The organism is Streptomyces sp. NPDC097107 (assembly GCF_044762405.1).
In the GTDB taxonomy this organism is placed as follows: Bacteria; Actinomycetota; Actinomycetes; order Streptomycetales; family Streptomycetaceae; genus Streptomyces; species Streptomyces thinghirensis.
In genome coordinates, this window is record NZ_JBIWEF010000026.1 from 18,441 (window position 1) to 29,862 (window position 11,422).

Here is an 11,422-nt window from a genome sequence, read left to right on the forward strand (position 1 = left end):
CAGCAGCGAGCCTACGGTTCACCACTGACACTGCCCACCGAGTTTTCGAGCTCACCGGGGGTCGTACGGGTGCATCGACCGATCGGCTGATGCGCCTTCGAGCGCGACGGCCGATGTGCCGGACCCGCGCACCCCGGGACGCTGGTGCCATGCCCGTCATCGAAGTCACTCGGCGTCAACGACCGCGCGGCGGCGGTGGCGGTGGGCTACGACCGGGGCATCCTCGGCTGAACCGGCCCGCCGCCGTCGTCATCCGGGGGCGGGGCGGGAACGGGACGGGGCGGGGGCGGGGACTCACCCCACCTTCAGCAGCAGCACCGTCCGCGCCGGCACCGTGATCCCCGCCCCCGCCGGATGCGTCCCGCCCGGTGCCTCCGCCTGCCGCTCCCGGCCGGTGTCGACGATCACCTCGTACCGCTCCGCCCAGGGCGGGCCCGGCAGTACGAAGGAGACCGGCCGGTCGCCCGCGTGCAGGACGGCCAGGAAACTGTCGTCGACGATCGGGTCGCCGCGCTCGTCGCGGCCCGGGATGTCCCGCCCGGAGAGGTACATGCCGAGGGTGGCGGCGGGCGCGTACCAGTCCCGCTCCGTCATCTCGGTGCCCCGGGCGGTGAACCAGGCCAGGTCGCGCAGGCCGTCCGCGGAGTGCGCCCGGCCGGAGAAGAACGCCCGGCGGCGCAGCACCGGGTGTTGGTGGCGCAGCGCGACCAGCCGGGAGGTCAGCTCGAACAGAGGCCGCCACTCCGGGTCGTCCAGCAGGCTCCAGTCGACCCAGCTGATCTCGTTGTCCTGGCAGTAGGCGTTGTTGCTGCCGCCCTGGGTCCGGCCCAGCTCGTCGCCCGCGACCAGCATCGGCACGCCGGTCGACAGCAGCAGCGTGGTCAGCAGGTTGCGCAGCTGGCGGCGCCGGAGCGCCCGTACGTCCTCGTCGTCCGTCTCTCCCTCCGCGCCGCAGTTCCAGGACCGGTTGTCGTCGGTGCCGTCGCGGTTGCCCTCGCCGTTGGCCTCGTTGTGCTTGCGCTCGTACGACACCAGGTCCCGCAGCGTGAAGCCGTCGTGCGCGGTGACGAAGTTGACCGACGCGTACGGCCGCCGCCCGCCCCACGCGTACAGGTCGCTGGAGCCCGACAGGCGGTAGCCCATCTCCCGCACGTCCGGCAGCGCGTGCCGCCAGAAGTCCCGCACGGCGTTGCGATAGCGGTCGTTCCACTCCGTCCACAGGGGCGGGAACGCGCCCACCTGGTAGCCGCCGGAGCCCACGTCCCACGGCTCGGCGATCAGCTTCACCCGCCGCAGCACCGGGTCCTGCGCGATCACCGCGAGGAACGGGGAGAGCATGTCGACGTCGTGCATCGAGCGGGCCAGCGCCGCCGCCAGGTCGAAGCGGAAGCCGTCCACGCCCATCTCCGTCACCCAGTAGCGCAGCGAGTCGGTGATCAGGCGCAGGACGTGCGGCTGGACGACGTGCAGGGTGTTGCCGCAGCCGGTGTAGTCGGCGTACCGGCGGGCGTCCGGCTGGAGGCGGTAGTAGCCGCGGTTGTCGATGCCCTTGAGGGACAGCATCGGGCCCAGCTCGCCCGCCTCCGCCGTGTGGTTGTAGACCACGTCGAGGATGACCTCGATGCCCGCCTCGTGCAGCGCGCGCACCATCCGCTTGAACTCGCCGACCTGCTGACCGGTGGTGCCGGAGGCCGCGTAGGCCGCGTGGGGGGCGAAGTAGCCGATCGAGTTGTAGCCCCAGTAGTTCTTCAGGCCGCGGTCGAGGAGATGGCCCTCGTGCGCGAACTGGTGCACCGGCAGCAGCTCCACCGCCGTCACGCCCAGCCGCGTCAGGTGCTCGATCGCCGCGGGGTGCGCCAGCCCCGCGTAGGTGCCGCGCAGCTCCTCGGGGATGCCGGGGTGCAGCTTGGTGAAGCCGCGCACGTGCAGTTCGTAGATGACCGAGTCCGCCCACGGCGTCTTCGGCCGCCGGTCGTACGTCCACTCGTCGTCGGGGCCGCCGTCGTGGACGACGACGCCCTTCGGGACGTACGGCGCCGAGTCGCGGTCGTCGCGCACGGTGTCCGCCACATGCTGCTGGGGCCAGTCGCGGACGTGCCCGTACACCTCGGCGGGCAGCACGAAGTCACCGTCCACCGCGCGCGCGTACGGGTCGAGCAGCAGCTTCGCCGGATTCCAGCGGGCGCCGGTCCACGGGTCCCACCGGCCGTGCACCCGGAAGCCGTAGCGCTGCCCGGGGCCCACGCCCGGCACGAAGCCGTGCCAGATCTCGTGCGTCAGCTCGGTCAGCCGCACCCGGCTCTCCCTGCCGCCGGGACCCGGCCCGTCGAACAGACACAGCTCCACCGCCTCCGCCCCGCCCGCCCACAGCGCGAAGTTCGTCCCCGCCACCTGGTCCGGCCCGGTCCGGAACCGGGCTCCCAGCGGCACCGGTGTGCCCGGCCAGGCCGGCACGGCGGGCGGCGGCGCGGCACGCCGCGCGCCGTTCACCGCGACGGCGGGGCGCCCGTCCTCGGCGGCCTGCTTCCCGGCCACCGCCTCCTGCTCGGCTGCGCTGGACACCTGTCAGCCTCCTGCGGCTCGTGGAACGACGTGCCAGAGACGGGAAGACGGAAGAAGGGCGCGCGGTGTCCCGACCGCTGCTCCCCGTCGCGTCGTCCTTCCCCACTGTTCTGCCCACCGCATGGCTCGCACTCACGTTTCCCCAGCGCGTACCGGTCGTTACGGGTGGATGTGAGGCACGTACATGGGCGCGCACGGCGCGCGGCGACCGCTCTGGCCGCCGTACTGACATGGGCAGGACTGCTGGCCGGGGCCGCCGGATGCACCTCGGACGGTGGTGCCATCGGCGGCGGCATCGGCGGGGTGTTCGGCAAACCCCCCGCAGCCGAGGACGTCATCCGCATCACCCCGGACGACGGCAGCAAGGCCGTCCGGCCGGAGGAGAAGAAACTGTCGGTGCGGGTGCCCGGCGGGCGGCTGGAATCGGTGAAGGTCGTCAAGTCGCAGGACGCGCAGGAGACCCCGGTACCCGGCCGGATCTCCGACGACGGCCTGCGCTGGGAACCCGACGCCGACCGGCTGGCGCTCGCCGCGAAGTACACGGTCGACGCCGTCGCCCTGGACGGCCAGGGGCGCCGCTCGGCCCGGCACACCACCTTCACCACCTACGTCCCCGAGGAGCGCTTCATCGGGTACGTCGCTCCCGAGAACCGCTCGGTCGTCGGCACCGGCATGATCGTCTCGCTGGAGTTCAACCGGGAGATCACCGACCGCGCCGCCGTCGAACGCGCCGTCTCGGTGACCGCGAAGCCCGCCACCGAGGTCCGCCCCCACTGGTTCGGCAAGGACCGCCTCGACTTCCGCCCCGAGAATTACTGGAAGCCCGGCACCGAGGTCACCGTCGACCTGCACCTGCGGGACGTCGAAGGCGCGCCGGGGGTGTACGGACTCCAGCACAAGACGTTCTCCTTCACCGTCGGCCGCAGTCAGGTCTCCCTGGTCGACGCGGCCAAGCGGACCATGCAGGTGCGCCGGGACGGCACGCTGCTGACCACCGTGCCGATCACGGCGGGGGCGCCGAAGACCCCCACCTACAACGGCAAGATGGTGATCACCGAGATGCTCGACGTCACCCGCATGAACAGCCGCACGGTCGGCTTCGGCGGCGAGTACGACATCCCCGACGTTCCGCACGCCATCCGGCTGACCAGCTCCGGCACCTTCCTGCACGGCAATTACTGGGCACCGGAGGACACCTTCGGCCGGGCCAACGTCAGTCACGGCTGCGTGGGTCTGCGCGACGTCAAGGGCGGCGGTTCCGACACCCCGGCGGGCTGGTTCTTCGACCGCAGCCTGATCGGCGACGTCGTCGAGGTGGTCCACAGCAAGGACAAGAAGGTCGCCCCCGGCAACGGGCTCGGTGGCTGGAACATGAACTGGAAGAAGTGGAAAGCGGGCAGTGCGGTGAAGTAACGCCGGCGTGATTCCGGCCCCCGGCCGCCAACTCGGTACGGAACGGTGACAATTCCTCTGTCCCATACGCCCCTGGCCTGCGGTTACGATGCGCCGGTGCGCGCGGGCGCACCGGGGCGCGGGCCCGACCAGGCCCGGCGAGGGGAGACAAGTTGAACGTGCGTCCGATATCGGGGGCGTCGCCGGCGGTGGGCCGGGGACGGGGCGGCAGGGGACGCGGCAGGACACTGCCGGCGCTGGCACTGGGCGTGCTGCTGACGCTGACCGCGTGCGGTGGGGGAGGGTCCGGCTCGGGAGCCGGGGCCGGGGACGACGGCGGCAAGAACGCCAAGGACTCCACCGCGGCACAGAGCAAGCAGTCCGAGGCCGTCGTCAGCATCGCCCCGAAGAACGGGGCCAAGGCCGTCGACACCAGCGGCGACCTCAAGGTCGCCGCCGCGAAGGGCAGGCTCACGGAGGTCCTGGTCAAGGACGCCGAGGGCGCGAAGGTCGACGGGAAGATATCCGCGGACGGCGCCACCTGGACGCCGTCCACCCACCTGGCCGCCGCCACCACCTACACCGTGCACGCGGTCGCCAAGGACTCCGAGGGCCGCACGGCCGCCGAGGACTCCCGCTTCACCACCCTGACGCCGAAGAACACCTTCATCGGCACCTTCACTCCGGAGGACGGCTCGAAGGTCGGCGTCGGCATGCCGTTCTCGATCCGCTTCACCCGGGGCATCACCAACCCCGAGGACGTCGAGAAGGCCATCCGCGTCAAGACCGAACCGGCCGTCGAGGTCGCGGGCCACTGGTTCGGCAACGACCGCCTCGACTTCCGCCCGGAGAAGTACTGGAAGGCCGGCACCAAGGTCACCGTCGACCTCAACCTCGACGGCGTCGAGGGCCGCGACGGGGTCTACGGCGAGCAGGCCAAGACCGTCTCCTTCACCGTCGGCCGCAGCCAGGTCTCCGTCGTCGACGCCAAGAAGCTCACGATGAAGGTCGTGCGGGACGGCAAGACCGTCAAGACCATCCCCATCACCACCGGCGCTCCCGGCTACGAGACCTGGAACGGCCAGATGGTCATCACCGAGCGGCTCCCCGTGACCCGGATGAACGGCGAGACGGTCGGCTACGGCGGCGAGTACGACATCAAGGACGTCCCGCACGCCATGCGCCTGTCCACGTCCGGCACCTTCATCCACGGCAACTACTGGGGCGGCGACGCCTTCGGCAACCGCAACTCCAGCCACGGCTGCATAGGCCTGCGCGACGTGCGCGGCGGCTGGGACGAGAAGGCGCCGGCCGCCTGGTTCTTCGAGAACTCGCTCATCGGCGACGTGGTCGTGGTGAAGAACTCCAACGACGCGACCATCGCCCCGGACAACGGCCTCAACGGCTGGAACATGTCCTGGGAGAAGTGGAAGGCGTAAGCCGGCGATGCGCCCGCGCCCCTGCGGGGGCGCGGGGCTGCTCCGATGTGCGGCTCCGCCGCGTGGGCGCGAGCAACCCGCCACCGGCCGTGGGCCGACCACACACCCGCAACCCCCGCGGCGGTGAACGCCCGCTAACCTGCGGAGCATGACCGTACATCTGGAAGTCGCCGAAGGCATTGGCACGCTGCGCCTGGACCGCCCGCCCATGAACGCGCTGGACGTCGCCACCCAGGACCGGCTCAAGGAACTCGCCGAGGAGGCCACCCGCCGCGATGACGTGCGCGCCGTGGTGATCTACGGCGGCGAGAAGGTGTTCGCGGCGGGCGCGGACATCAAGGAGATGCAGGTGATGGACCACGCGGCGATGATCCAGCGCGCCCGCGGCCTGCAGGACTCCTTCACGGCCGTGGCCCGCATCCCCAAGCCGGTGGTCGCGGCGGTCACCGGATACGCCCTCGGCGGCGGCTGCGAACTCGCGCTCTGCGCCGACTTCCGCATCGCCGGGGAGAACGCCAAGCTCGGCCAGCCCGAGATCCTGCTCGGCCTGATCCCCGGCGCGGGCGGCACCCAGCGGCTCTCCCGGCTGGTCGGCCCCTCCAAGGCCAAGGACCTCATCTTCACCGGCCGCCAGGTGAAGGCCGACGAGGCGCTGGCACTCGGCCTGGTCGACCGCGTGGTGCCGGCCGCCGAGGTCTACGAGCAGGCGCACGCCTGGGCGGCACGGCTCGCCAAGGGGCCCGCCATCGCGCTGCGCGCGGCGAAGGAGGCGATCGACACGGGTCTGGAGACGGACATCGACACCGGCCTCGCCGTCGAGCGGAACTGGTTCGCGGGTCTGTTCGCCACCGAGGACCGCGAGCGGGGGATGCGCAGCTTCGTGGAGGAGGGCCCCGGGAAGGCGAAGTTTCTCTGAGTGCGCTCGATGAAGTGGTTTTGCGGCACTCGCAGTTGACGCGGTGTCTGATTCCGGGTCCCTCGATGGGGCGATGTGTGGCAGCCTTGACGCACCATTGAGCGCGTCTTGTCGAGGGAGTCCGCCGCTTGTCTCCGGTCGAGTCGTCCGCGCAGGTCAGTGGGGCCGCTTCCGGCTCCCGACTGCCCGCGGCATATGCCGATCGACCCCTGCCGGGCCAGGGCTCGGCAGGGGCGTATTCCCCGGGAACGGCCACGGAGCCCCCGGGGGGCGGCCATGATGGGGGCATGGCGGGGCTGGAGGGTACGGAACAGCCGCGGGGAGCCGGACGGGCGACCGCGGCGCGCTGGTCGCCGGCGGTCGAGGACGAGAGCGCGCTCAAGGCGCTGGAGTTGTTCGGAAACCCGACGGAGCGCGAGGTTCCGTTACCGTCCCGCCCCGAGTCCGCCGCCACCGCCCGCCGGCTGGCCCAGGTCGTGGCCCTGCGCCAGTGGAAGCTCGGCCCCAAGGTCACGGAGGACACCGTCCTGCTCGTCTCCGAGCTCGTGGGCAACGCGGTACGCCACACCGGTGCCCGCATCTTCGGCCTCCACATGCGCCGCCGCCCCGGCTGGATCCGCGTCGAGGTCCGCGACCCCTCCCGGGGGCTGCCGTGTCTGATGCCGGTGCAGGAGACGGACATCAGCGGGCGCGGTCTCTTCCTCGTCGACAAGCTGTCCGACCGGTGGGGCGTCGATCTGCTGCCGCGCGGCAAGACCACCTGGTTCGAGTTGCGGGTCCTGGACCGCTGAGGTCCCAGCTGCCGCTGGAAGCAACCCCGTTCGGCGGACACGCCACCTACGGGTGAGGATCCGTGGTCCGGCGCAGCCGAGCCGGGATCGTACCCGCATGATCACCACACGCCTGCGGCGACGGGCCGCCGCCGCCGTCCTGTCCCTCTCCGCCGTCCTCGCCACCTCGGCCGCCACCGTCCCCGGAGCGGCGGCCCCGGCGATGGCTCCGGCCAAGGCCGCCCCCGCCTGCCCCCAGTTCGACGACAAGCTCAAGGCCGCCGCCGATTCCGGCGTCGACGTCGCCCGCATCACGCCCGAGCCGGTCTGGCGCACCACGTGCGGCACCCTCTACCGCAGCGACAGCCGGGGCCCGCAGGTCGTCTTCGAGGAGGGCTTCCACGCCAGGGACGTCCAGAACGGCCAGTACGACGTCAAGCAGTACGTCCTGGTCAACCAGCCCTCGCCCTACGTCTCGACGACCTACGACCACGACCTCTACAAGACCTGGTACAAGTCCGGGTACAACTACTACATCGACGCCCCCGGTGGCATCGACGTCAACAAGACCATCGGCGACACCCACAAGTGGGCCGACCAGGTCGAGGTCGCCTTCCCCGGCGGCATCCAGCGGCAGTACGTCATCGGCGTCTGCCCGGTCGACCGGCAGACCAAGACGGAGATCATGAGCGAGTGCGAGAGCAACCCGTACTACAAGCCCTGGCACTGACGGCCCCGGCCCGGGGCAGGCCCTGGCCCGGGGCAGGCTCTGACCCTGGGCCGGAGAGACTCAGGGCCGGAGAGACTCAGGGCCGGAGAAGCTCAGGGCCGGAGAAGCTCAGGGCCGGAGAAGCTCAGGGCCGGAGAGACTCAGGGCCGGAGAGACTCAGGGCCGGAGAGACTCAGGGCCGGAGAGACTCAGGGCCGAGGAACAGCGCCTCCGACCCCACCGGCCGGTAACCCGCCGCCTGGAACGCCCGCAGACTGCGGGCGTTCCCCGCCGACACCTGGGCCCACACCACCTCACCCCCGGCCAGCTGCCGCGCCGCCGTCACCAGGTGCCGCCCCAGCCCCCGGTGCCGTACCCCCTCCGTCACCTCCACCGCGGCCTCCAGCCGCCCGGCGACCCCGCGGCCCAGCACGAGCACCCCGCCGTCCGCCGCCCACACCCGCACGTCGTCGCGCCGCCGGCGGGCCGAGACCACCCGGGGATGCCCGGGGTCGGCGACCTCCGTCAGCGCGATCCCGGGGCGGCCCGGAAGCGGAGCGCCGGTCAGCAGCACGTCGATCGTGTCGGTCGTCCGTCCCGTGCGCTCCATGAACGTGGTCAGGAACCGCGCGTTCATCGTGGCGGCGAGGGGGTCGCAGCCGAGTCCGTCCAGCGTCTCGCGCACCCACCGCGGGTCCTCGTCCGTGAAGACGACCGAGTGCGCCGTGAACGCGATCACCCCGGCGTCCCGGCCGCCGTGCTGCGGCACCACGGTGGTTCCGCCGTCCGCCGCCGGGAAGAGGCCCAGCGCCGCCGCGTCCAGGATGTCCCGCAGGCTCTCCGCCACACCGCGCTCCTTGAGTCTCCACCCACTGGAAGGCCCACACTCCCAGACATGATCGAAGACGGCACCGGTCTCATGACCATCGGCGAACTGGCGCGCACCACCCGGCTGTCGGTGCGCACCATCCGCTACTGGTCCGACGAGGGCGCCCTGCCCCCGGTGACCCGCTCCGCAGGCGGCTACCGGCTCTACGACGCCGCCTCCGCCGCCCGCCTGGAGCTGATCCGCACCCTGCGCGAACTCGGCCTCGGCCTGGACGCCGTACGCCGCGTCCTGTCCGGCGAGACGACGGTCGCGCAGGTCGCGGCGGCGCACGTGAGCGCCCTGGACGCGCAGATCAGCTCACTGCGGGTGACCCGTGCGGTGCTGTCGACCGTGGCACGACGCGGCTCGACCGCCGAGGAGATGACCCTGATGAACAAACTGGCGCGACTGTCCGCCGCCGAACGACGACGCATCATCGAGGACTTCATGGCGGAGGTCTTCGAGGGCGTCGACACCGCGGACCCCGACATCCGCACCCGCCTGCGCTTCGCCGCGGCCGACCTGCCGGACGACCCCACCCCCGAGCAGGTGGACGCCTGGGTGGAGCTGGCCGAGCTGATCCAGGACCCCGAGTTCCGGGCGACGATGCGCAGGATGATCGAGTTCAACGCGGTCGACCGGGGGCCGGAGGTGCCCGCCGGCTCCTCCCTGTGGTTCGTGAGCCGCTTGGTGCGGCTCGCGGGCGACGCGCTGAGGGAGGGCGTCCCGCCCCACTCGCCACAGGCCGGCGACATCCTGCGCGCGCTGATCGGCGACGCCGACCCGGCCGTCGTGCGGGATCGCCTCACGTCGGTGACGAATGCCCGCCTCGTCCGCTATCGGGAACTCTCCGCGATCGTGAACGGCGTGGAGCCTCCGTCCGCCTACGAGGAGGAGTTCGGGTGGGTGGTCGCCGCACTGGGTGCCCGGACGGGCCGCTAATCTGACCTGCGTCAGAAGGTCGGAACGACCCATGCACGAGATGAGGGGCGGATCGGTGGCGGACATCGAGGAAGCACGCAAGCAGTTCGAGCGGATCGACACGGACGGGGACGGGTTCGTCACCGCCGCCGAGTTCAAGACCGCGCTGGCCCAGGGCGGCGACTGGAACGTCACCGAGTCGGTGGCCGAGGCGATCATCGCCGGCCGTGACCTCGACGGGGACAAGCTGCTGTCGTTCGACGAGTTCTGGGCGCACCTCGACAAGTGACGACGCCGTGAGGGGCGCCCGTCCGGTCACGCCCGGAGGGCGCCTCTCCGTGGAATAGCCCGCCACGGACCGAGGTTGGAGCTGATCACCGGCGCCGCCGGCTCCGCACGACACGACCTCCGAAGGGCCAGGCGAGTCAGCATCATGAAGATCGGCATCATCGGCGCGGGCAACATCGGCGGCAACCTCACCCGACGGCTGACCGCCCTCGGACACGACGTCTCGGTCGCGAACTCCCGCGGCCCGCACACGCTCACCGCACTGGCCGGGGAGACCGGCGCCACCCCGGTGCCGGTCGAGGAGGCGGCGCGTGGCGCCGAGGTCGTGGTCGTCACCATCCCGCTGAAGGCGATCCCGGACCTGCCGTCCGGCGTCCTCGACGGCGCCGCCGACGGCGCGGCGGTCGTCGACACGAACAACTACTACCCGCGGCAGCGCGACGGGCGGATCGCGGCCATCGAGGACGAGGGCCTCACCGAGAGCCGCTGGACCGAACGCCACCTCGGCCACCCGGTGGTCAAGGCCTTCAACGGCACCTACGCCCAGGACATCCTGGAGCGCCCGCGCCCGGCCGGCGCCCCGGACCGCCTGGCCCTGCCGGTCGCCGGCGACGACGAGGCGGCAAAGACCAAGGTCAGGTCCCTGATCGACGAGCTCGGCTTCGACACCGTAGACGCCGGCGGCATCGACGAGTCCTGGCGTCAGCAGCCCGACACCCCGGTGTACGGCCTGCGCTCGGGCGTCGAGGACGTCACCAAGGCACTGGCGGAGGCCGAGCCGGAGCGGCCCGCGGAATTCGAGGGCTAGGTGTATTGCCCTGTGAGGTTGGGGACGCGGCTGGCGGGTGGTTGGCCCTGCAGCGCGGTGTGTCCGCGGTGGTGATTGTAGGTGTGCAGCCAGCCGGGGAACGCTTCGCGTCGTTCGGTCTCCGAGCGGTAGGGGCGGGCGTAGGCCCATTCGTCGAGCAGGGTGCGGTTGAAGCGTTCGACCTTGCCGTTGGTCTGCGGCCGGTAGGGACGGGTGCGCTTGTGGGCGATCCCGGCCGCGGTGAGCAGGTCGCGCCAGTCGCGTGAGCGGTAGCAGGAGCCGTTGTCGGTCAGGATACGTTCGACCGTGATCCCGGCCTGGGTGAAGAATGCCTGGGCCCGGGTCCAGAAGCCGGTGGCGGTCTCCTTCTTCTCGTCTGCGTGGATCTCGCTGTAGGCGAGGCGGGAGTGGTCGTCGACGGCGGTATGCAGGTAGCTGTAGCCGGCGTTCTTGCGGTTCTTGCGGCCTGCCTGGCGGCCCAGCACCTTGTGTCCGCCGCCGTCGGGGATGTTGCCGAGCTTCTTGATGTCCACGTGCACCAGTTCGCCGGGCCGCTCGCGTTCGTAGCGGCGTATGACGCGGCCGGTGGCCCGGTCCAGGTGGGTGAGGCGGGCCAGGCCGAAGCGGGTCAACACCCGGTGCACGGTCGAGGGCACCAGGTGCAGCAGGTGGGCGATGCGGGCCGGTCCCCAGTGGCGCAGGATGCGGACCTTGATGATTCGGCGTTCGGTGCGTGTCGGGGTGCGGCG

General features: G+C 71.6%; 11 protein-coding genes. 8 read left to right on the forward strand and 3 right to left on the reverse strand.

What is annotated here, in order from left to right:
* Nucleotides 1-294: 294 nt before the first annotated feature.
* Nucleotides 295-2,562, reverse strand: a complete 2,268-nt coding sequence (gene glgX, locus ACIQ1J_RS34600) for a glycogen debranching protein GlgX (protein WP_403563242.1) — start codon at nt 2,560-2,562, stop codon at nt 295-297.
* Nucleotides 2,563-2,733: 171 nt separating this feature from the next.
* On the opposite strand from glgX, the gene ACIQ1J_RS34605 reads away from it, so the two are divergent.
* The 5 genes from ACIQ1J_RS34605 (at nt 2,734) to ACIQ1J_RS34625 (ending at nt 7,809) form a co-directional block, all read left to right on the forward strand.
* Nucleotides 2,734-3,975: an Ig-like domain-containing protein gene (locus ACIQ1J_RS34605; RefSeq protein WP_403563244.1), complete on the forward strand. Its 1,242-nt coding sequence runs from the start codon at nt 2,734-2,736 to the stop codon at nt 3,973-3,975.
* A 152-nt stretch (nt 3,976-4,127) separates the two neighbouring features.
* Nucleotides 4,128-5,393 carry an Ig-like domain-containing protein gene (locus tag ACIQ1J_RS34610; protein ID WP_403563246.1) on the forward strand — a complete coding sequence of 422 codons (1,266 nt, stop codon included), beginning with the start codon at nt 4,128-4,130 and terminating at the stop codon, nt 5,391-5,393.
* 148 nt (nt 5,394-5,541) lie between these two features.
* Entirely contained in the window at nt 5,542-6,309 is a 768-nt protein-coding gene (locus tag ACIQ1J_RS34615; RefSeq protein WP_210960195.1) for an enoyl-CoA hydratase/isomerase family protein, read from the forward strand.
* Nucleotides 6,310-6,596: 287 nt separating this feature from the next.
* Nucleotides 6,597-7,100, forward strand: a complete 504-nt coding sequence (locus tag ACIQ1J_RS34620) for an ATP-binding protein (RefSeq protein WP_210960196.1) — start codon at nt 6,597-6,599, stop codon at nt 7,098-7,100.
* Between the two features lie 97 nt (nt 7,101-7,197).
* Nucleotides 7,198-7,809, forward strand: coding sequence for an ADP-ribosyltransferase (locus ACIQ1J_RS34625; protein WP_403563249.1), 612 nt, complete (start codon nt 7,198-7,200; stop codon nt 7,807-7,809).
* A 172-nt stretch (nt 7,810-7,981) separates the two neighbouring features.
* Here the strand turns inward: ACIQ1J_RS34625 and ACIQ1J_RS34630 are convergent, their stop codons facing one another.
* Entirely contained in the window at nt 7,982-8,635 is a 654-nt protein-coding gene (locus ACIQ1J_RS34630; RefSeq protein WP_403563251.1) for a GNAT family N-acetyltransferase, read from the reverse strand.
* A gap of 48 nt (nt 8,636-8,683) precedes the next feature.
* On the opposite strand from ACIQ1J_RS34630, the gene ACIQ1J_RS34635 reads away from it, so the two are divergent.
* The 3 genes from ACIQ1J_RS34635 (at nt 8,684) to ACIQ1J_RS34645 (ending at nt 10,673) form a co-directional block, all read left to right on the forward strand.
* Nucleotides 8,684-9,598 (forward strand): MerR family transcriptional regulator, encoded by a 915-nt coding sequence (locus ACIQ1J_RS34635; protein ID WP_210960199.1) that lies wholly within the window; start codon nt 8,684-8,686, stop codon nt 9,596-9,598.
* A 55-nt stretch (nt 9,599-9,653) separates the two neighbouring features.
* Nucleotides 9,654-9,866 (forward strand): EF-hand domain-containing protein, encoded by a 213-nt coding sequence (locus ACIQ1J_RS34640; RefSeq protein WP_210960379.1) that lies wholly within the window; start codon nt 9,654-9,656, stop codon nt 9,864-9,866.
* An 84-nt stretch (nt 9,867-9,950) separates the two neighbouring features.
* On the forward strand, nt 9,951-10,673 hold the full coding sequence (locus ACIQ1J_RS34645) for an NADPH-dependent F420 reductase (RefSeq protein WP_403563257.1): 723 nt from the start codon (nt 9,951-9,953) through the stop codon (nt 10,671-10,673).
* On the opposite strand, the gene ACIQ1J_RS34650 is transcribed toward ACIQ1J_RS34645, so the two are convergent.
* A partial coding sequence (locus ACIQ1J_RS34650) for an IS481 family transposase (protein WP_403563254.1) occupies nt 10,670-11,422 on the reverse strand: 753 nt, incomplete at its 5' end. The two genes, ACIQ1J_RS34645 and ACIQ1J_RS34650, sit on opposite strands and share 4 nt — an antisense overlap.